We start from the raw sequence: 19,137 nt of genomic DNA on the forward strand, positions 1-19,137 counted from the left end.
AGCCGTCTCTTTTCTGATTGCAGTTGGCCGTTTTTCTATCGCTATTGATATTCTCCAAATACTTCCACCAGGGTTCCCGCAATTTCACCGAGGGTGCATTTGGCCTCCACCGCTTCAATGACTGAAGGCATGATGTTCTCCGTTCCGGATGCTTTTGAGCGGAGTCCGGAAAGGATGCGGTCGCAGGCTGCCTGATCGCGGTTATCACGCAGCTGTTCCAGCTTTTGCTTTTGCAGGATACCGATGCTGTCGTCTATCTTTAAGATGGGAGTGGTATTGACTTCCTCCGTTTGAAAACGGTTTACGCCCACAATGATCTTTTGGTGGGTTTCAATTTTTTGCTGGTATTCGTAAGCACTGCGTGCGATGGCCTCCTGCATAAAACCCTCTTCGATGGAAGCAATGCTGCCGCCCATACTATCGATCTGATCAATCAACTCCTGGGCTTTCTGCTCCATTTCGCTGGTCAGGGTTTCTACAAAATAAGATCCGGCCAGTGGGTCTACGGTGTCTGTAACACCGCTTTCAAAGGCCACGATCTGCTGGGTCCGCAGGGCAATGCGGGCCGCTTCTTCAGTAGGCAAGCTTAGTGCTTCGTCAAAGCCATTGGTATGCAGCGATTGAGTGCCCCCCAGCACAGCCGCTAATGTTTGTATCGTAACCCGGGAAATATTGTTTTGCGGCTGCTGCGCCGTTAAGGTGCTGCCGCCGGTTTGCGTATGAAAACGCAGCATCTGAGCCTTGGGATCTGTAGCGCCCAGGTCCTTCATGATCTGCGCCCACATCCGGCGCGCCGCACGAAACTTGGCCACTTCTTCAAACAGGTTATTATGCGCATTGAAAAAGAAGGAAAGCCGTTTCCCAAACACGTTGATGTCGAGGCCTTTTTCCAGTGCGGCCTTAACATAGGCTTTGCCGTTGCTTAGGGTAAAGGCAATTTCCTGTGCAGCCGTGCTGCCCGCTTCGCGGATATGATAACCGCTGATAGAGATTGTATTCCATTTGGGCAGTTCTTTTGCGCACCAGTCAAAAATATCGGTGATGATGCGCATGGAGGGTTTGGGCGGGTAGCGATAAGTACCTCTGGCCGCATATTCCTTTAGAATATCATTCTGGATGGTGCCGGAAATCTTAGAGAGATCCGCGCCCTGGCTCTTTGCCTGTGCTACGTACAATGCCAATAAAATAAAAGCCGTAGCATTAATGGTCATGCTGGTAGAAACTTCCTCCAGCCGGATACCGTTAAACAGCTCCGCCATATCTTCGATACTATCAATGGCCACACCCACCTTACCCACTTCACCTTCTGCCAGGGGATGATCGCTGTCGTAACCGATCTGAGTGGGCAGGTCAAAGGCAACACTCAAACCCATTACGCCCTGCGATAATAAATAGTGATAGCGTTTATTGCTTTCTGCGGCAGTGCTGAACCCGGCGTATTGCCGCATGGTCCAAAGCCGGCCACGGTACATATCCGGCTGTATACCCCGGGTAAAGGGAAACTTTCCCGGCAGTTCCTGCTCCGCCGGCGGCAGATCCGCATCGGTGTACAGGGTTTTTACCGGTATGTTACTGTCTGTATAAATTTTTTTTTCTTCCATGTTTTGTTTTTAGCAATTCACAGCGTACGGCTAAATCCTATCAGCCATTAGCTATCAGCTCTCAGATGTACAGTTGCCCAAGTGTGCGACGCAAGACCGATGCCATCTGTTCTGCCGCCAGGGCCATAAATAATCTGATTCAACCCCGGCGAAGTATTGTTTCGCATCAATTTCGGGGTGGTAAATATATGAACACTTGTTCGTTTAAGAAAACAGTCTTTTATATTTGTGGAAACAAAACGATGCACGCATGGATTTTCAATTGTCGGAAGAACAGCAAATGATTCAGCAGGCGGCCCGGGATTTTGCCATCCAGGAGTGCCTGCCCGGAGTGATTGAACGCGATGAGCAGCAAAAATTTCCCAGGGAGCAGATCGAAAAACTGGCAGACCTCGGCTTTATGGGCATGATGGTAAAGCCGGAATATGGTGGTGCCGGACTGGATACGGTCAGCTATGTACTGGCAATGGAAGAGATCTCGAAAGTGGATGCCAGCGTTAGCGTGTGCATGAGCGTGAACAATAGCCTGGTTTGTTATGGACTACAGGAATACGGATCTGAAGCGCAGAAGCAACAATACCTGGTGCCACTGGCGCAGGGCAAAAAGGAAGGGCAGCTATACATCGGTGCATTTTTACTGAGTGAGCCGGAAGCTGGTAGTGATGCTACCTCGCAGCAAACAACAGCGGAAGATAAAGGGGATCATTACCTGTTGAACGGAACCAAGAACTGGATTACCAATGGCAGCAGTGCTTCGGTGTACCTGGTGATTGCGCAAACCGACCGGTCGAAGGGCTCGAAGGGGATCAATGCATTTATCGTGGAGAAAAGCTGGCCCGGTGTAACGGTAGCGGCTAAAGAAAATAAAATGGGTATCCGGGGCAGTGATACGCATACGATCCTTTTTTCGGATGTGAAAGTGCCCAGGGAGAATCGGATCGGGGAAGATGGGTTCGGGTTTAAATTTGCCATGAAAACACTGGCGGGGGGGCGTATCGGTATTGCTTCCCAGGCCCTGGGTATTGCCGGCGGGGCCTTTGAACGGGCAAGGGAATACGCCAAAACAAGAAAGGCTTTTGGTACGGAGATTATGCACCACCAGGCAATTGCTTTTAAACTGGCGGATATGGCCTTGAAGATCGAAGCCGCGCGCTTGCTCTGTTTAAAGGCGGCCTGGGAAAAGGACCAGCATCTGAATTATGATATAAGCTCTTCAATGGCGAAGCTGTATGCTTCAGAAACCGCCATGTGGGCAGCTGTGGAAGCGGTGCAGGTGCATGGCGGGTACGGCTTTGTAAAAGAATATCACGTAGAGCGGCTGATGCGGGACGCCAAGATCACCCAGATCTATGAAGGTACCAGCGAAGTACAGCGGATCGTGATCAGCCGGGGAATATTGAAATAGTTTAAGGTTTGATGTTTAAAGTTTCAGGTTAGATCCTGTTTGTTACTTGATGAACGATGCTCAATTGCTTGTTCTTTTTCGGCATATGATGTCAGGTCTTCGATCCCGTATGTAATCTGCTGAAAACTGATGGCTGAAAGCTAAGCGCATGTTTCACGTTTAAAGTTCCAGGTTGGATTCGTTCTTATGCCTGATGTACTTAACTGCTCGCTACTTGCTATTCACTATTTCCTGTACAATATCGCTCAGAGGAAGTTCACGAAACAGGAACGACATCTTCATTTCTACATTTTCATATTTCCAGATTTTCAAATCTTATTTAAACCTGCACAACCGTTTGCGCATTTTTGAGCGGCACATATTCTGTATTTTACCGCATCATCAAATTACATGAATATGAGAATCGGGCTGCTTACGGCTTGCTTATTGGGCTGGCTGATTGCGGGGGCACAAACTCCGGACATCGCACAGATCGAAAAAGATCTGGCCGTTTTTAAAACTCCTATGGCGTTGGAGTTAAAAAAGCGGGTAAAGAAAAAAGACATTGAAAAAATAAGCGATCCCCAGTTAAAGGCGGTGGCTTTATCAATGGCCGATAAAAAATACCAAACCGATTACCGGGTAGCCGATTACCGGGCCTGGCTGAAGCCCACCACATTGGGCCGGCAACTGATGATCGGGGATGGCTACAGCAAGTATGAAGGTATTACGGGGATCTATCTTCCTGTAGGCCGTCAGACTGTATTGGTTGAGGGCATCGGCGCAGGGAAAGAAGTGCGCTTACTGGTGCCCAACTGGAACCGCCGGGCGCCTGAGGGTATTGAACCCACAAAAGACCCCGCGGGCTGGGGGATTAAACGGCAGGAATTTCTGTTAAAGAACGGGGTTAATATTATTGAACTTCAGAAATACGATGGACTGGCCTATATCGATTATTATTCCGATGAACCGGAGAAGGAACAGCCCATCCGTGTGCATTTTGTAAACGGAAAAGTGAACGGTTATTTTGATATTACCCGGAACAACGATGCTGACTGGAACCGGCTCATTGATCATGCGGTATATCCCATCATCGATGCCAGGGGCCGCCATATTCAGATCGCCTATCCGGCTGAGGACTGCAAAAAATACGCCTACGGCAGGGGCGTGGAGCTCATCAGCAACTATGACTCCCTGGTATACCGGCAGCACCGCATCCTTGGCCTGATCAAATACAATAAAGTACCCAAGAATCATATACTGGCGCGGGTGAACTACAATTACTATATGTTCCGCGATGGCGATGGGGTGGCCTATATGGGCACCAAGCCGGGCAATGCCATGCCATTGGTTATTGACCCCGCCCGGGTGATCAAGGGGGATCCCTGCTGGGGTTTTAGTCATGAAGTAGGGCATGTACACCAGTTGCGGCCTTATCTGAACTGGGGTGGGCTCGGGGAAGTAAGCAACAATATTTTCTCGCTGTATGGCACTACATCTTTTGGAAATAAGAGCCGCATCTCTGAACAAAAGAACTATCAGAAAGCACGCGACAGTATCATTGCCCGCAACATCTGCTACCTTCAGGATAAAGATGTGTTTAACCGGCTGATCCCTTTCTGGCAGCTGCAGTTATATTTTACAGGTCCGGGCGGATATGCCGATTTTTACCCCGATCTGTTTGAAGCGTTCCGTTTACAGGGTGCCGAAGAAAACAATAAGGAACATCGTTCAGGGGGATGGGGCAATCGTGGCCGCAACCCGGCCGTGTACCAGCTGAACTTTGTAAAAACCGTTTGTCAAGTGGGGAAAACAGATCTCACCGACTTCTTTGAAAAATACGGGTTCTTTCATGTAGGTAAATTCGAATTTGGGGATTATGGCAGCTATAATTACGAAATGACGCAGGAGATGGCGAATGCCTGCAAGAGGGAGATCGCGGCCTTGAACTTGCCCAAGCCTAAAGTAGATCCGGCGACACTGGAAGATTAACCGGCGGCGGCGGCCTTTGGCTATTCACTTTCAGCGGTCAGAGTTGGAGCCCCGGAGCTTCGGAAGGGATTTAAGGTTCGAGGTTTGAGATTTGAGTTTTGTAATTTGAGTTTTGAGATTCGAATCAGGAATCTTTTAAAATATTGCTGATGAAAAAGCAGATCATGCTCTGGTTCGTATGGCTGATGGTGCCGGGTGTGTACGCGCAATCCGGGAAACCGGTGCAGGGACATCAAACGCCGATGATGGGTTGGGCCAGCTGGAATCATTTTCGCGTGCATATCAGTGAACAGATCATCCGGGCACAAACAGATGCACTGGTAGCCAGCGGCATGAAGGCAGCGGGTTATACATTTATTAATATCGATGATGGTTTTTACGGGGGCAGGGATGGAAATGGTGCCATAAAAAGTCACCCGGTACGTTTTCCTGCGGGAATGGGCGCGCTGGCGGCTTACATTCACTCAAAAGGGTTAAAGGCGGGTACGTATAGCGATGCCGGCATCAATACCTGCGGGTCCTACTGGGACAAGGATTCTATCGGTGTGGGTATGGGACTGTACGGACACGAACGGCAGGACCTGGAGCTGATGTTGAAGCAATGGGGATTTGATTTTATAAAGGTAGACTGGTGTGGCGGAGAGTGGCTGGGACTGGATGAACAAACAAGATATACGGAGATCGGACGACTGGTCCATGCCATCAAACCGGCGGCACTATATAATGTATGCCGCTGGAAATTTCCCGGTAAATGGGTGGTAAATGTGGCCAATTCCTGGAGAGTGTCCGGGGATATAAGCGAGCGGTTCGATGCTATCGCAACGATCATCGACCTGAATGCCGGTCTGTGGCCTTATTGCGGACCGGGTCATGTCAATGATATGGATATGCTGCAGGTGGGCCGCGGGATGAGTTATGAAGAAGATAAGACCCATTTTTCGATGTGGTGTATGCTGAACTCGCCCCTGCTGGCGGGAAATGACCTTACAAAAATGTCGAAAGAAACGCTTGGCATACTTACCAATAAGGACATGATTGCTATTAACCAGGATCCGCTGGTATACCAGGCCCGCAGGTTGCGAGACGATGGTGACCAGGAAGTGTGGGCCCGCCCGTTAAGGCATACCATGAGCGGAGAAATTGCGGTAGCGCTGTTTAACCGGGCAAAAGAAAAAGTGGAGATCCGGTTCCAGCCCGATTCCCTAGGCATTGAAGCGGGAAAAGGGTATACAATGCGGGATGTATGGAGTAAAAAGGCGTATGCCCGTTCTACCCGTAAAGAACAGTCGTTTGAAGTGCCGGCGCATGGGGTAGTGGTATTGCGGATAAAAGGAACGTCCATTCCGTATAATGTATTTCAGTATAAATAGGGAGTAGCGACTTGAGATTTGGAATTTAGGATTTGATATTTGGGATTTAGAATTTGATTACTTTTACCCCATGTCGGTAAATGAACAGAACTATAAAACGATCCTCGAAAAAACAAAAGCCACCGGGGCCAGTCTGGTTGCGGTTTCCAAGATAAAGCCGGTAAGCGATATAAAGGCTCTGTATGACCTGGGGCAGCGGGATTTTGGCGAAAACTATGTACAGGAGCTGGTAGAAAAACAACCGCAGCTGCCGGGCGATATCCGCTGGCATTTTATAGGTCATCTGCAATCCAATAAGGTAAAATATATTGCACCGTTTGTATACCTGATTCATGGTGTAGACAGTGAGAAGTTACTACTGGAGATCGACAAACAGGCACGAAAAAATGGCCGGATCATCGACTGCCTCTTGCAGGTGCATATAGCGCAGGAGGAAACAAAATTCGGTTTTGACGGGGAAGAAGTTGCGGCATTGATCGACCGGATCAGCTCCGGCGCATTGGTACTGTCTAATGTTCGGGTAAAGGGATTGATGGCCATGGGAAGTTTTACGGAGGATACCGATAAGTTGAAGCAGGAGTTTACGGCGATGAAGACCCTTTTTGCAAGGAACGCAAAACCTGAAACCTCAAACCTGAAACTTGAAACATTATCCATGGGTATGAGCGGCGATTATGAGCTGGCGCTGGAATACGGAAGCACAATGATACGGGTAGGAAGCCTGTTGTTTGGAGCGCGAGGGTATTAGCCACGAAGCCTCAAACGCAAAGACCCGCGATGAGAAGGTGTGAGGGTCCTGGTGTTTTCTGATGCCTTAGTGGCCCCATGTCTTCTAAAACCGAGTATACGCCGCTACCTGTATCACGCTGTTCATGGTATTGGTGGCAGCGCCCTTCACAGCCTGGTTCAGGTAACCGGCTTCAATGTCAAATTTTGGTGAGGTACGGTACCCCAGCGCAATATAGGCCCGGTTTTGATCAAAAAAGGAGCCATTTAACCGGTCTTTGTTCTGAAGGTTAAAGAACAGTTCATTCTGCAGGGCGATAAACGGCCCTTTTTTGAACCCCTGTTCTGTTTTAACCAGGGGCTGCACATCGCGGAAAAAATACCGCAGCCGCTGCGAGAAAATATCTTCGTCCGTTCTGCCGATAAACCGCTGCTCCAGCCGGAATCGGTGACTGAGGGTACCGGTAAATACGGGATGGCTAACGGTATATTGCTCCCAGATCCGGTGTTCGGTCAGGGTTTTCCCGTTGGTAATATCCGGTGCGGGAAAGGTGGGTGTGTACAGATATCCCACCGTAGCGGTTTGGTTGGGTTTAATATAATAGTTTATACCGGGCCGTAATAATACATTGCGGATGCCGTTCCAGTTGTCATGTGTGCGCACCTGTATGTCGAAATACAATCCCCATTTACTATTCAGCTTAGCATTATTGAACCAGGCCGCCCAGCCGGTTTGCTCATATCGCGTTTGACAAAATACCATCGCTGGCACCAAAAAAAAGAGCAGGGAAACAATCAATCTGGCAATCATATTTTATCGGGTTATGCAGGTTAAAACAATGAAATTTTTTTCTAAAACAGAAAAAGGCAAAAATTGTTTAAATTTGGTATCAGAAATAATAACTTATGAAACACCTGTTATCGGCATTACTGCTGCTGGCCACTTGCTGGTCCTGCTCAAAAGATCATTCCCCAAACCGGAAAGGTTCTGAAGACACAACACAATTTAAAAACTATTACAAGGATCTGATCATTGTAAACTGGAACATTGAATGGTTTGGCTCCGCCCGGTTCCCGGGGAGTCTTGCTGCCCAGGAGTCGAACGCAGGTAAGATCCTGCGCTATCTGGATGCGGATCTTTATGGGATCTGTGAGGTGGTGGATACCGCCCGGTTTGGACGGATGATCCGGAATTACATGGGTTCCGAATTTAACTATATCATCAGCCCTTACCCGAAGATCGATCAGAAACTGGCCTTTGTGTATAACCGCCATATTTTCCGGAATGTACGGGCGAGACCTTTTATGAGTCAGAGCGCAACGGCCGCTGTCAGCTTTGCCTCGGGGCGGTTTCCTTTTTTGTTATCTGCGGATATGGTCGTGAATGGGAAATGGCATCCGGTGCATTTCATATTGCTGCACGCCAAGGCCGACGCAGCTGCCGACGCATATGCCCGAAGGAAAGAGGGGAGTGTGGAATTAAAGGATAGCCTGGATGTTTATTTCAACGGACAACACTGTATGGTATTTGGTGATTTTAATGATCAGCTGAATGGCAGCATTTTGAATGGGTATCTTTCACCATATAAAAATTTCCTGGAGGATGGCGGGCGCTATCAGGCGCTGACGCTGCCCTTGAATACTACCGGTTATCAGTCCACGCTTTCTTTTAGCAATTCTGTTATTGATCAGCAGTTGGTTTCAGGCAATTTGCGCTACTGGTATAAAGATCAGTCGGTCAGCATCCGGACCGATGTAAAAAACGTTGTGCCGGATTATGAGCAACGGACCACTTCAGATCATTATCCGGTAACCTCCGCGTATGCGGTAACCGATTGAGCAAAACGGGTAGCAGAACGATGCTGTTGCCGGTAACGTTTTTGGGCTGTACAGGAGTCCGATACCAGGCTTTGTACCTGAAGTGATTGATTGACTGTAACTTAAATTTTTAGGGTTGGTCTTTAGAAGTTGTAACTTTGCAGTGGTTCTTTGCTTATAAATGATTCACCTTAAAATACAGCGCTATGACACTGATTCAACGTATTGAGTTCTGGGGTGAAAGACATCACCCTGCATGGATGGATATCGTTCGCATGGCATTGGGACTTTTTTTGATCGCAAAAGGAATCCAGTTCATCAATAACTACAACGTGCTGATGGACCTTATGCCCAAGTGGATGTCGTTCAGTTCCTTCATGATGATCCTTGTGGGGCATTATATTGTGGGTGCACACATCCTGGGCGGTGTGCTCATTACATTGGGATTGCTGACCAGGGCAGCCTGTCTGATGCAGATCCCCATCCTGTTGGGCGCGGTATTCTTTGCCAGCCAATCCGGCAATGTGCTGCATCCTTTTTCCAACCTCTTGCTGGCTATCGTAGTATTGTTGTTACTGGTCTATTTCCTGATCGCCAGCAATGGCCCCTGGTCATTGGATGCGATCCATGCTGGGGAGGAGGAGAAGAAGAAGTAACGGATAGGCAAAGGTACATTATTACCGAGCGTAATACGCCGTCCGCAGGCGTACAAGGAGTGTATTCACCACCTGCGGATCCGGAGCATCGGGCAAACGACTCTCCTGATACAATGATTTGAGCCGGTGTATGATCGTTTCAGCCTTAGCCACCAGTTCTTCATATGCATATATGCCTTCTTTAATTTGTAATAATAATAAACGATCGGTTCTTCTGACATTGACCCGGTTGTCCGTAACGATTTCTTCGGCCATTTTCAGTAAGCGGAAAACATGCATCATGTTTTTGCTGTCGTAATTTTTTCCATGACGCATGGTGCCTTCAAAACGCGTTTCATTCCGTTGTGTTACCCAATCCCAATATTCCCTGTATTTTTTGCAATACACGGTATAGCCGTCTCTGTTAAAATAAAGAAGTCCCACCGGGACGGCATCCTTGCGGATATGGCTGGTACAAACGTCATTGGATCCTTCCTTCCGCAAAATCCCTGTGTATTCGTTCCGGGGCGAATGATATAATTGATAACAATCCCTGAAATGCGGTAGCGCCGCCAGTCCCATGGATTCCTGTGAAAAAGACCGTTGCCGCAGGTACTCATCCAGGGGCATGCTGTTGCGGCCATCATAAACATGACAAAAATCTATCGGAGATTTCCGGTCCCTGCTCATTGGGTTCACAATTTTTTTCTCCAGGCCACAGGCTTTTTTGATCTGGCTCCAGGCATAGTTTGCAAACGTTTGCTCACAAAGCCGGGATAGAAAGTCGGCAGGTTTTATAAAGTCCATTAGGGGATCTCGCAATAAGATACAGTCATCGGGTGTGGCCAGCAGCTCCAGTATGTTGGGATTGTTACGGGACAGAAGTTCCATAAACCGTTTTAACTCATAATATACGATATCATTGTTTTCATTGGAAACCTGCGGTACATATTCCATGGAATAATACCAGTCCCGCGGAAGTACAAACACGCCTTTGATGTCTGTATCCGAAGTCGGAGTGTCCAGTCCATAAGCCCTGCTGCCGGAAATACATTCAAATATCAGCCAGCCGCTGCTCTTTATCGTATCAATTGTCAGGTGAGTCATTGAGCTTTTTTATAAAATAGTGATTCAATGTGTCGATATTGTTAGGGTTGATCTTCAATGCGCCTTTGGAAGCCTCCAGCTGTTCAAACAGACCATCCAGCCAGTTAAAAAGGAGCGTTTCACCTTTATGATCATAGCTTTCAGGCTTCGTAGCCTTTAACGCAATAAGTCGGAGGATGCACCTGCTCAGCCGGGGATTGGTGTACTTAAGTAGTTTTACCAGTTCCATGGGAGGTACTGCATCATCATGCAGGATCCAGTTACAGGAAAGCACGGAACGCAGCATATAGAAAAAACCTTTTAGCTTAAAGGGAACACCAGGTGGGCATTCTGCCCTGAATTTTTGCGCCAGCGAATAGTGATGAAAGAAAACAGCGACGGGAGAATAGTATTCCCGGATCAGTTGCCGGAACTCCCGTTTGAATTCCGGAGCCGTGTAGTAAACGATGGGCGACTGGAACCGTTCTATTAATGGTACATTCGATTTTTTGAGTAACAGTAACGATTTTCTCAGGTCCCAGCCGGTGATGTCCAGCTCTTCTTTCATCCAACTGATTGCATCCTTTTGGGCAGCCAGGGAAAGGTACCAGTTACGGTTGTGCCGGTATATAAAACGTATGTCATAATCACTGTCCGGAGACGGGAAGCCCCAGGCCCTGCTACCGGTTTCACAGGCATAAAGCAAGTTGATGCCCTTTTCAGCTTCCAGCTCTTTTAATGTTTTCAGTATGTTTTTGTGCATTGGTTGATGATTTAATTCAAAGATATGCGGGCACTGTGCAGTCTTTTTGCATGGCTCGAAAAGGGTTCAAAAAATATGCTGTAACCATTACGGGGATAAATGTAACGTGAGACCTTGTATAAAAAAGACCTGCAAGATTAGGGCCTTGCAGGTCTGTGCAGTCATTTATCAGGAACAAAAAGTTGCTTTAACTGATCGATCAATACGCCGTTCCCGCTGACGCTGATATTGCTGATCTTTTCTGCGATCTTTTCCACGTATTCCATCTCTTTCAGCTTCCAAAGCATGGCATTTTCTTCCATCAGTTTGGCCGTGTTCAGCAGGCTCCGGGTGCTGGCCGTTTCTTCCCGCCGCGTAATGGTATTGGCCTGGGCTTTTTTTTCGGCAACCAGCACCTGGTTCATGATCTCCCGGATATCGCCCGGCAGAATGATATCCCGGATCCCCAGTCCGGTAACCTCAACCCCAAGTGTTGCGGCAGCCGCTGCTACCTGTTGCAATATACTGGTGGAAATGCTTTCCTTTTTTTCCAGGAGTTCATCAAAAGCAAAGCCGGCTACATATTCCCGCAGGCTCTGCTGAATGGCCACGTACAACTGCCGGTCATAACCCGCATTGTCCAGTAATGCAATTGCTGCATTGGCAACCCGGTATTGCGCCCAGGCATTAACCCGGAGGTTCGCCTTATCCTTTGTGAGGATTTCCTGCCCGTTGATCTCGAGTTGCTGCTGCCGTACATCCGCTTTTGCCACATGTATTGTAATCGCATTCTTCCACCAGTAGTGCGTACCCGAATCCAGTTCACCCTGTGCTTTGCCGTCTACAAAGAGCAAGGCCTTCTCATAACTTTCAACTTTATAGGTGCGCACATAGGGGGCCACCAGCTTATGTTCGAGTAGGTCCCGGTGGATGTTTTCAGTGATGGCTATTTTGGTCATATCTCCCTTTATAAAATCATGCCGGATCGCGGATTTCCAGAAAGCGTACCGTCCGGCGGTAAGCACTTTTTGAAACAGGCCGTTCTGGAATTGCAGGGCTATTTCATGATCTGCTACTTCAATTACCTCTAGCGCATTTGCCAGTTCCGTGTCCTGCAATAGCAGGTTCAGTTCAACCGGGGGCTGAAATGGCTGGGTGATATCGTAGATAGTGACGTTTTGTTGCCACAACCAATAGGACCCCTCCCGAAGCATTTTCTGATAAGCGCCTCTTTTAAATACCAATGCCACCTGTTGTGCATTTACATTTACTTTTTTCATGATCTTATGGTTTTTAATAGTTGTGTTTTAAAGTATCCTCCTTTATAAAAGGAATAAATGAAAAATGCCGGCCGGCTGCCACCTGTCTGCTACGGAGGCAGGTTTCAGCCCGGTTATGAAAACCGGTTTGGTTTTGAAGTGCTGCAGCTGGTGCAGTATTCCCTTGCAAAGCGGTATCCGTTGCCGGCCATTTACATCTGCCCGCAAGTGCTTCGGGGTTGCTGTCCGGTAACAAGGCCAGGGCATTGAACTGGAACAGCCGGTACCGGCCGTCATTTTTCGGGTGCATCTTTTTATAGAAGGAATGCGCTTCTTTAGGCTACATTAACGGTGTAGTGTTCTGCCATTGAACGGTCACGTACGATGCGTGGCGGGATTCGAACCCGCAATTGTCTGTTGCTCTTCCACTGAGCTATTCCGTTTCACAACGGAAGAGGGATTCGAACCCCCGACGCACAGGTTGTGGTGCTATGCCGTGTTCCTAATAAGAGCATACAGTACGTTACAACGCCTGCACTGCGGTGCCTGAAATACACCCGCCTGGCTTTTAAGAAACGGTCAACAGCGCGTTTTACCTTACGGCAATATGTTTGATCAAAGAACTTGTTTCATTTATAATACAAAGCTGAAATACAACTGTGCAATCTTTTTGCATAGTTGAGAAAATAATTTATTTTTCCTCAAATTTTTCCTATGCCTGTTAATCGCAATGCGCTGATCCGCTACCGCACCATTGATAGATGCCTGCAAAACCGCCGCCGCAAATGGACCATTGAGGATTTGATCGACGCCTGTAACGATGCGCTTTACGAGTATGAGGACATCGAGAAAGGTGTAAGCCTGCGTACCATACGGATGGACCTGAATGCCATGCGCAGTGATAAGCTTGGGTACAACGCTCCGATCATCGTAACTGATAGGAAATATTATACCTATGAAGATCCGGCGTACAGTATTTCGAAGATTCCGTTGTCACATCAGGACCTGGACGTGCTACAGGATGTATCTTTTCTCCTGCAACAGTTCAAGGGATTTAGCCATTTTAACGACCTGGATGAGTTGTTGCAGCGTTTGGAGGATAAGATTTACACAGAACGGGGACAGGAATCGCCGGTAATCGACTTTGAAAAAAACGATCTACTGGCTGGTATTCACTGGCTGGATCCGCTGCACAAGGCGATTATCAAAAAACGGTCCCTGCAGGTAACCTACCAAAGCTTTTCTGCACGCCAGCCGGCAGACATGGTGGTATATCCGTACCTGCTAAAGGAGTTCCGTAACCGATGGTTTCTTTTGTGCATGCACCGGAAAGGCAAAGTGTTGCTAACACTTGCACTGGACCGCATAGCTGCGATAAAAGAATTGCCCGGTGAAGCCTACCTGGTGCATAAGGGTTTTAATGCGGCTACCTATTTCAGTGATATTATCGGTGTAACAAAAAATGTGGCCGACCAGCCCACGCGCATTACTTTTATGGCCAATGCAAAACATGCACCCTATATCCGAACCAAGCCCATTCATGCATCACAACAAATTGTTTCCACCGCAAACGGCTGGACTACGTTTACCATTGAAGTGATCCCGAATTTTGAATTGGAACGGGAGTTGCTCGGTTTCGGCGAAGGATTGCGTGTGACGGCACCAGCTTCGGTGGTACGTATCTTCAAACAACGTATCCGGAAAATGCAGGAGTTCTATACAATTGGTCAGGACTGAAGCAAACATGATATCGAAGGTGATGATGATGCCGGCTTTTAATTTGCAGTGTAATATCCTGCGGAGGTATTGTTGCTTTGCCACAGCAGCTCAGATAAGGCTCAGACCGTATTTTCCATCGCTGCCAGCTGAAAACCGATTGAAGCCGGTTTTGTCCGTTTGCCGGCTACCGGTTCAGCATTGCAGATCTCTGCCAGGGTGCAAGGCTCGGTAATGTTTTGTGCATATCCCAGATGGTTTGCCAGGATCCTTGCTTTCTCCACGCCTAATTTTCCAAATTCATATTTGGCGATCAGCCGGCCTTCCCGTAACAATGCCTCATCAATAGGTGTCAGTGCACTGTTAAACGTACAAATCAGTTGAATATTTAGAAAATCGGCCAGTGGTCCATCGGATATATTTAGCAGGTTCGATACGGATGAGTCGGCACTATAACGGCGGTCCATAATGATGTTTTCCGCATCCTCAATAATCAGCACCGTGTCCGGGTTGTTGATCAGCAGCTGGATAAAATCAGGACTGGTTAAATTGCCGGCAATGGAAGGAGAGAGGAAGAGTACCCGCTTCCGTATCTTTCCCACCAGGTAGCGGAGGTAAGAAGTTTTGCCGGTACCGGGTAATCCGTGCAACAATACGATACCCTTATCCTTTTTCCGGTTCAGGCGTTGCCGGATACGGGCATCCACCGCCTTGAAATCTGCTTCATAAAAAAGATCCAGGTTGAGTTTGTTCCTTTTTATCTCCATGGATCGCAGCAGCAGCCGGCTCCCGTCACGTACGATCAGGTTGATCTCCAACGGCTCCTTTTTCTTCTTCTCCTGGAATGGCTGCAGCAGGGCTACAATGCCTTCCGTTAACGAAGCCTGATCACCATCGTGCAGGATCTCGCACCAGCATTCATCCAGTTCTACAATACATCCGTTTTCTAAAAGAAAGATTGCCGTTTCGTACTGGAATTTTTTTTGTTTCCGCTTGAACCACTGATGCTGGAAAATATGCCGGGTATGCGCCGCCAGCAATTGCTTTAAAGGTCCGAATGCTTTACTGCCATCCAGCTGGCCAATAAAGAGCGTGCTGGGTAGTTTTCCAAACTCATGAGGTATAATACTTTTGCATTGATGAAGGAATTACTGAATAGTTCATTCGTATTGATGACTCTTTGTATAGATTCTTGTTCCATTTTTTTTAAGTTAAACTTTATGACCTCACAGAACGGAGGTCATAAAGTATTTGGTTTGGGTGTTTTTGGCAACGGCCTTATTGTACGATTTTATTGGCACAGCTGGAGCTTGCAAATGCAAAAGGTTTTGCCCTGCAGATCCAGCCCATGCCGGAAACATAGCCCATGGCTTCGCTGAGCGCGGCATTACTTTTATACGCGGCATCCGTGTTAATATCCACATGCAACTCAGGCGCAATGCTGTGTTTGTTAAAAACAGCACTCAGTTGCAATGTTAGCTGCACGGTTTTGTCCACTTCCATTAACATCCGTTCCCGGATGCTCATTTTCCTGTGCAGCAATTCTTTTCGCAGAAACAGAAAGGCTCCCTTTCCTTTTCGTACAAAAACGATCACGGTCGCAAACTCGATAACGGCGCCTTTTACCTGGCTGTCCGTACCCAGGCATACCTGTATAGTATGTCCGGCTTTCCGTTCCGCTATCAATGTCTTGTTTACTTCTTCGGCCACCGGTTCGCTCAGGGATGTTCCTCCAAACCGCCGCCATTGCTGTTGTTCCATTGGTTTTAATTTTGATCTTCAATCAGTTCGTTTTTTATTTCATCTAACCATTGTGCTACGCTTTTCTTTCCAGAGAAAATGAGTTCTTTTGACTTTTTATTTTTAGCATGGGCTACAGGAATTGAACCTGTACCGGTGATTTTGGAGATCATCATAATACCATTATACCAAACCCATATGTTTGCGGTGCTCAAACCTTTTTCGTACCGTCTTCAGCGGGAATGCATAGATCTGCGCTGCCGAAGCACCTTTTGACGGCATGACCGGATTGGAACCGGCAACCTGTTGCATACAGGGCAATGGCAAAAGCCGTTGCGCCACATACTATTGACTTGCTGGTTTAACAGGATTCGAACCCGCATCTCCTCATTCGTAGTGAGGTGTTCTGTTCCATTGAACTATAAACCAGTATCTGAAATCATACGGCTTTCAGATTTGAACTGAAAACGATCATCCGCTATTTGCCTTCGAAAGAGGAATGATCATGTTACCCTTACACCAGGCCGTATTGGTTGACCCCGGGTCCGATTGTTATCGGGAGAACCCTGTTCTCCACAGTCACTATGTGGTGTTTTACCTGTTAAACCAGGGCCAACATAAACACCCCGCTGCATCTTGCGGGTGTGTTTTCTCCTTTGCTGCAACTAATACGTTATCGCAATCTTACAGAGGCCGGATCGTCGATCTTTGGGGATGCGGCTTCCGTTGTGTTGTTGGTTGTTGTTCTGCTGCCGGCAATTTTTTCTACAATGAATACCAGCAGTATGATGATAAAAATGATGTTCATGGTTCACCTCCTTCGTGTAATAAAAAACCCGGCCTTCCAGGACCGGGTTTGCTACGTCATCATGTTTTCTTTATACATGAAGCCCTGTAAAAAACTCCGGTTTCCTTTTTCCCGATTTGCGAATACGCAGATGCATAGCTCCGCCATTAGACCGGTTGGAGGCTGGTATCATCATTGTAAATCGAGGAAATGGGGTTGTTCGATTCATTATTTCATATAAATAAAAACCCCGCAATTTCTTGCGGGGCCTGGATTTTATTAAAAAATTATTTTTTAACTTTCTACAGCAAATGCCCCGCAACGCGTATTCAGTCCTATCGGGCTGAACCACGCTTTTGTTTCAATATGTAGATTCTTACGTTGCATTTTATATTTTTTTATTTGCGTATGCAAAGGTGTATATCCTTTTTAATATAGCAAAATTTTTGAACTATTTTTTTTAAAAAATACACGAGCGGATTATTTCCATCTCCAATTCAATGCTTCAATGAATTCAATCTGCAATCTGCTGCTGAGTTGCTTCAGTTCCTGTTTTAATGCAAGTGGATCATTGATTCCTGTTTTGGGAAGGATTAAATATTCGCCGATTTTAAACTTTAAATAAAAGTAATCACCGGTTTCTGTTATATGATTCATCTCTGATAATTTGATGGTTGAGATGCTGCCGGGATCACTGGCCTCGATTGTTGTATCCGTCAGTTTTATTGTTACGGGTTTTCTCATCCGGTCTTTATAGCTGTCTTCAATAAATTTCTTATAGTGCTGTTTGTATTGCGCCCTTTGATAAAGCGGAAAGAAAACGAAACTGACAATACTAAAGATAAAAAAGTAGTAAGCAAGAAACATGTTGCTACTTTGATAGAACAGAAGGCCCAGCAGCGTCATCACAGCGGTAACTGTTAGCCAGGACCTTATGCGCTTTTTTTTTATTCTGGGTGTTTGGGAGGCAACAAAAAGATGATATTGAAGGAAGTCGTTCCGGTTGAGTTGATAGGTCAATGTCATTTAATGATCATTCTTTGATTTGTAAAAAACGGCTGTAAATGTATCAAAAAAATGAAAGTGCAGGCTGCCGGCGGCTCGTTTTTTTTATTTTTGATATTAAAAAAAACAGCGCATGATCGGAATTGAGCAAATAGAAATGAGCCACCCGCTTTATAAACAGGAGCAGGACCTGAGGAACCGTATCCTGTTGCGGCCGATCGGTTTGCCGGATCATGGTTGGGAAATGGACGATCATAGGGCCTGGCATTTTGTGGCCGTTGAAGCAGATAACGTAATCGGATGTGTGATCCTCGTACCGCTTAACAAAGGGCAGGCCCAGCTAAAGCAAATGGCTGTCGAAACGGCCTGCCAGTCAAAAGGAACGGGGCGGTTGCTGATAGGAGCATTACTTGCCTTTGCAAGGACGCAACAATTCTTGGAGGTTGTGTGTCATGCACAGGACAGGGCGATTCCCTTTTATATAAAAAACGGGTTTGAAATTTATGATGAGCCCTTTGTGGAAGTAGGCGTGCCGCATCATCATATGCGGATCAGGCTGTAAAGAGGTGGCTTCCGGAAATTCATTAGTGAATCCGGTCTCCACGCAGTTCCATTTCCTGCATGATCACTGCTTCATGGGCCAGCCATTGGGCCCAGCGCTTCCGCACCTTTTCTTTCGGAAGATAGGTTTCGGCCAACTCGATAAAGAGGGTGTAATGACCGGCTTCGCTTTCCATAAAGCGCCGGTAAAACTTGCTCATATAGGCATCGTTCAATCCTTCGCTGAGCCGCTTGAACCGTTCACAACTCCGGGCTTCGATCATGGCCATGGTCAGCAATTTGTCGAGAAAAAACTCATCCGGACTTGCGCCCTTTGCCTGGAATTGTAATAATGCATTTACATATGCATCCTTTCGCTGGCGCCCTAATTTCAATCCTCTTTTTTCAAGTTCCTGCAATACCAGGCGGAAATGGCCCCATTCTTCGGTAACGATAGGGGCGAGCGCCTTTACCAGTTGCTCTTTATCGCTGTAGCGCTGAATGAGTGAGATACAGCTGGTAGCTGCTTTCTGCTCACAATAGGCATGATCGGTCAGAATCGCTTCCAATGAGATTTCCGCAAGGTTCACCCAGCGCGGATCCGTGGGCAGTTGTAAGCCTAAAATGTTTTTTGTGTCCTGTGAAAGTTCCATATGCAGCGAAATTAAAGAAATTATATCCAGAACGACCGGACGAAGACAGGGCGGCCATTGGTTTTTTTGTAAAGTTTAAAATA

The 19,137-nt window shown here is 47.1% G+C and carries 21 protein-coding genes and 1 tRNA gene; 8 read left to right on the forward strand and 14 right to left on the reverse strand.

The window, feature by feature from the left end:
• Positions 1-41: 41 nt before the first annotated feature.
• Positions 42-1,601: an acyl-CoA mutase large subunit family protein gene (locus LL912_RS25620; protein ID WP_235556480.1), complete on the reverse strand. Its 1,560-nt coding sequence runs from the start codon at positions 1,599-1,601 to the stop codon at positions 42-44.
• Positions 1,602-1,851: 250 nt separating this feature from the next.
• On the opposite strand from LL912_RS25620, the gene LL912_RS25625 reads away from it, so the two are divergent.
• From LL912_RS25625 to LL912_RS25640, 4 genes are all read left to right on the forward strand, one after another.
• Entirely contained in the window at positions 1,852-3,006 is a 1,155-nt protein-coding gene (locus LL912_RS25625) for an acyl-CoA dehydrogenase family protein (RefSeq protein WP_235556481.1), read from the forward strand.
• Positions 3,007-3,402: 396 nt separating this feature from the next.
• Complete coding sequence (locus LL912_RS25630) at positions 3,403-4,977, forward strand: M60 family metallopeptidase (RefSeq protein WP_235556482.1); 1,575 nt, start codon at positions 3,403-3,405, stop codon at positions 4,975-4,977.
• A 149-nt stretch (positions 4,978-5,126) separates the two neighbouring features.
• Complete coding sequence (locus LL912_RS25635) at positions 5,127-6,347, forward strand: glycoside hydrolase family 27 protein (protein WP_235556483.1); 1,221 nt, start codon at positions 5,127-5,129, stop codon at positions 6,345-6,347.
• 70 nt (positions 6,348-6,417) lie between these two features.
• Positions 6,418-7,095: a YggS family pyridoxal phosphate-dependent enzyme gene (locus tag LL912_RS25640; protein ID WP_235556484.1), complete on the forward strand. Its 678-nt coding sequence runs from the start codon at positions 6,418-6,420 to the stop codon at positions 7,093-7,095.
• An 84-nt stretch (positions 7,096-7,179) separates the two neighbouring features.
• On the opposite strand, the gene LL912_RS25645 is transcribed toward LL912_RS25640, so the two are convergent.
• A complete protein-coding gene (locus LL912_RS25645; protein WP_235556485.1) occupies positions 7,180-7,884 on the reverse strand; it encodes a DUF2490 domain-containing protein in 705 nt (234 codons plus the stop codon).
• Between the two features lie 95 nt (positions 7,885-7,979).
• Between LL912_RS25645 and LL912_RS25650 the strand changes: the two genes are divergently transcribed.
• Both LL912_RS25650 and LL912_RS25655 read left to right on the forward strand, forming a co-directional pair.
• Positions 7,980-8,912: an exonuclease/endonuclease/phosphatase family protein gene (locus LL912_RS25650; protein WP_235556486.1), complete on the forward strand. Its 933-nt coding sequence runs from the start codon at positions 7,980-7,982 to the stop codon at positions 8,910-8,912.
• 185 nt (positions 8,913-9,097) lie between these two features.
• Positions 9,098-9,547 (forward strand): DoxX family protein, encoded by a 450-nt coding sequence (locus LL912_RS25655; protein WP_235556487.1) that lies wholly within the window; start codon positions 9,098-9,100, stop codon positions 9,545-9,547.
• A 21-nt stretch (positions 9,548-9,568) separates the two neighbouring features.
• Here LL912_RS25655 and LL912_RS25660 read toward each other — a convergent pair whose 3' ends face one another.
• The 4 genes from LL912_RS25660 to LL912_RS25675 all read right to left on the reverse strand — a co-directional run bounded on the left by LL912_RS25660 (position 9,569) and on the right by LL912_RS25675 (position 12,923).
• Positions 9,569-10,633, reverse strand: a complete 1,065-nt coding sequence (locus tag LL912_RS25660; RefSeq protein ID WP_235556488.1) for a nucleotidyltransferase domain-containing protein — start codon at positions 10,631-10,633, stop codon at positions 9,569-9,571.
• Positions 10,614-11,375 carry a nucleotidyltransferase domain-containing protein gene (locus LL912_RS25665; protein ID WP_235556489.1) on the reverse strand — a complete coding sequence of 254 codons (762 nt, stop codon included), beginning with the start codon at positions 11,373-11,375 and terminating at the stop codon, positions 10,614-10,616. Before LL912_RS25665 ends, LL912_RS25660 begins: the two co-directional genes overlap by 20 nt.
• Positions 11,376-11,536: 161 nt before the next feature.
• Positions 11,537-12,634 (reverse strand): slipin family protein, encoded by a 1,098-nt coding sequence (locus LL912_RS25670; protein WP_235556490.1) that lies wholly within the window; start codon positions 12,632-12,634, stop codon positions 11,537-11,539.
• A gap of 13 nt (positions 12,635-12,647) precedes the next feature.
• Entirely contained in the window at positions 12,648-12,923 is a 276-nt protein-coding gene (locus LL912_RS25675; RefSeq protein WP_235556491.1) for a hypothetical protein, read from the reverse strand.
• A gap of 404 nt (positions 12,924-13,327) precedes the next feature.
• Between LL912_RS25675 and LL912_RS25680 the strand changes: the two genes are divergently transcribed.
• A complete protein-coding gene (locus tag LL912_RS25680; RefSeq protein WP_235556492.1) occupies positions 13,328-14,350 on the forward strand; it encodes a helix-turn-helix transcriptional regulator in 1,023 nt (340 codons plus the stop codon).
• A gap of 101 nt (positions 14,351-14,451) precedes the next feature.
• Here LL912_RS25680 and LL912_RS25685 read toward each other — a convergent pair whose 3' ends face one another.
• From LL912_RS25685 to LL912_RS25710, 7 genes are all read right to left on the reverse strand, one after another.
• On the reverse strand, positions 14,452-15,369 hold the full coding sequence (locus LL912_RS25685; protein WP_235556493.1) for an AAA family ATPase: 918 nt from the start codon (positions 15,367-15,369) through the stop codon (positions 14,452-14,454).
• 5 nt (positions 15,370-15,374) lie between these two features.
• Complete coding sequence (locus LL912_RS25690; RefSeq protein ID WP_235556494.1) at positions 15,375-15,530, reverse strand: hypothetical protein; 156 nt, start codon at positions 15,528-15,530, stop codon at positions 15,375-15,377.
• A gap of 77 nt (positions 15,531-15,607) precedes the next feature.
• Entirely contained in the window at positions 15,608-16,090 is a 483-nt protein-coding gene (locus tag LL912_RS25695) for a ribonuclease H-like YkuK family protein (protein WP_235556495.1), read from the reverse strand.
• Between the two features lie 5 nt (positions 16,091-16,095).
• Entirely contained in the window at positions 16,096-16,245 is a 150-nt protein-coding gene (locus LL912_RS25700) for a hypothetical protein (RefSeq protein WP_235556496.1), read from the reverse strand.
• 180 nt (positions 16,246-16,425) lie between these two features.
• A tRNA-Arg gene (locus LL912_RS25705) sits at positions 16,426-16,498 on the reverse strand.
• 244 nt (positions 16,499-16,742) lie between these two features.
• A complete protein-coding gene (locus LL912_RS26030) occupies positions 16,743-16,877 on the reverse strand; it encodes a hypothetical protein (protein WP_255785958.1) in 135 nt (44 codons plus the stop codon).
• A 459-nt stretch (positions 16,878-17,336) separates the two neighbouring features.
• Positions 17,337-17,882, reverse strand: a complete 546-nt coding sequence (locus tag LL912_RS25710; RefSeq protein ID WP_235556497.1) for a YcxB family protein — start codon at positions 17,880-17,882, stop codon at positions 17,337-17,339.
• A gap of 112 nt (positions 17,883-17,994) precedes the next feature.
• Between LL912_RS25710 and LL912_RS25715 the strand changes: the two genes are divergently transcribed.
• Complete coding sequence (locus tag LL912_RS25715; protein WP_235556498.1) at positions 17,995-18,423, forward strand: GNAT family N-acetyltransferase; 429 nt, start codon at positions 17,995-17,997, stop codon at positions 18,421-18,423.
• A 22-nt stretch (positions 18,424-18,445) separates the two neighbouring features.
• On the opposite strand, the gene miaE is transcribed toward LL912_RS25715, so the two are convergent.
• The gene (miaE, locus tag LL912_RS25720) at positions 18,446-19,054 is read right to left on the reverse strand and encodes a tRNA-(ms[2]io[6]A)-hydroxylase (protein ID WP_235556499.1); all 609 of its coding nucleotides are present in this window, start codon (positions 19,052-19,054) and stop codon (positions 18,446-18,448) included.
• Positions 19,055-19,137: the final 83 nt, after the last annotated feature.

The sequence above is a fragment of the Niabella agricola genome (assembly GCF_021538615.1).
GTDB classification, from domain to species: Bacteria; Bacteroidota; Bacteroidia; order Chitinophagales; family Chitinophagaceae; genus Niabella; species Niabella agricola.

Excerpts from the sequence above, each read along its gene's own strand:
- LL912_RS25620 (WP_235556480.1), bottom strand. The coding sequence starts at position 1,601 with ATGGAAGAAAAAAAAATTTATACAGACAGTAACATACCGGTAAAAACC.
- LL912_RS25625 (WP_235556481.1), top strand. The coding sequence starts at position 1,852 with ATGGATTTTCAATTGTCGGAAGAACAGCAAATGATTCAGCAGGCGGCC.
- LL912_RS25630 (WP_235556482.1), top strand. The coding sequence starts at position 3,403 with ATGAGAATCGGGCTGCTTACGGCTTGCTTATTGGGCTGGCTGATTGCG.
- LL912_RS25635 (WP_235556483.1), top strand. The coding sequence starts at position 5,127 with ATGAAAAAGCAGATCATGCTCTGGTTCGTATGGCTGATGGTGCCGGGT.
- LL912_RS25640 (WP_235556484.1), top strand. The coding sequence starts at position 6,418 with ATGTCGGTAAATGAACAGAACTATAAAACGATCCTCGAAAAAACAAAA.
- LL912_RS25645 (WP_235556485.1), bottom strand. The coding sequence starts at position 7,884 with ATGATTGCCAGATTGATTGTTTCCCTGCTCTTTTTTTTGGTGCCAGCG.
- LL912_RS25650 (WP_235556486.1), top strand. The coding sequence starts at position 7,980 with ATGAAACACCTGTTATCGGCATTACTGCTGCTGGCCACTTGCTGGTCC.
- LL912_RS25655 (WP_235556487.1), top strand. The coding sequence starts at position 9,098 with ATGACACTGATTCAACGTATTGAGTTCTGGGGTGAAAGACATCACCCT.
- LL912_RS25660 (WP_235556488.1), bottom strand. The coding sequence starts at position 10,633 with ATGACTCACCTGACAATTGATACGATAAAGAGCAGCGGCTGGCTGATA.
- LL912_RS25665 (WP_235556489.1), bottom strand. The coding sequence starts at position 11,375 with ATGCACAAAAACATACTGAAAACATTAAAAGAGCTGGAAGCTGAAAAG.
- LL912_RS25670 (WP_235556490.1), bottom strand. The coding sequence starts at position 12,634 with ATGAAAAAAGTAAATGTAAATGCACAACAGGTGGCATTGGTATTTAAA.
- LL912_RS25675 (WP_235556491.1), bottom strand. The coding sequence starts at position 12,923 with ATGCACCCGAAAAATGACGGCCGGTACCGGCTGTTCCAGTTCAATGCC.
- LL912_RS25680 (WP_235556492.1), top strand. The coding sequence starts at position 13,328 with ATGCCTGTTAATCGCAATGCGCTGATCCGCTACCGCACCATTGATAGA.
- LL912_RS25690 (WP_235556494.1), bottom strand. The coding sequence starts at position 15,530 with ATGGAACAAGAATCTATACAAAGAGTCATCAATACGAATGAACTATTC.
- LL912_RS25695 (WP_235556495.1), bottom strand. The coding sequence starts at position 16,090 with ATGGAACAACAGCAATGGCGGCGGTTTGGAGGAACATCCCTGAGCGAA.
- LL912_RS25700 (WP_235556496.1), bottom strand. The coding sequence starts at position 16,245 with ATGATGATCTCCAAAATCACCGGTACAGGTTCAATTCCTGTAGCCCAT.
- LL912_RS26030 (WP_255785958.1), bottom strand. The coding sequence starts at position 16,877 with ATGAACATCATTTTTATCATCATACTGCTGGTATTCATTGTAGAAAAA.
- LL912_RS25710 (WP_235556497.1), bottom strand. The coding sequence starts at position 17,882 with ATGACATTGACCTATCAACTCAACCGGAACGACTTCCTTCAATATCAT.
- LL912_RS25715 (WP_235556498.1), top strand. The coding sequence starts at position 17,995 with ATGATCGGAATTGAGCAAATAGAAATGAGCCACCCGCTTTATAAACAG.
- miaE (WP_235556499.1), bottom strand. The coding sequence starts at position 19,054 with ATGGAACTTTCACAGGACACAAAAAACATTTTAGGCTTACAACTGCCC.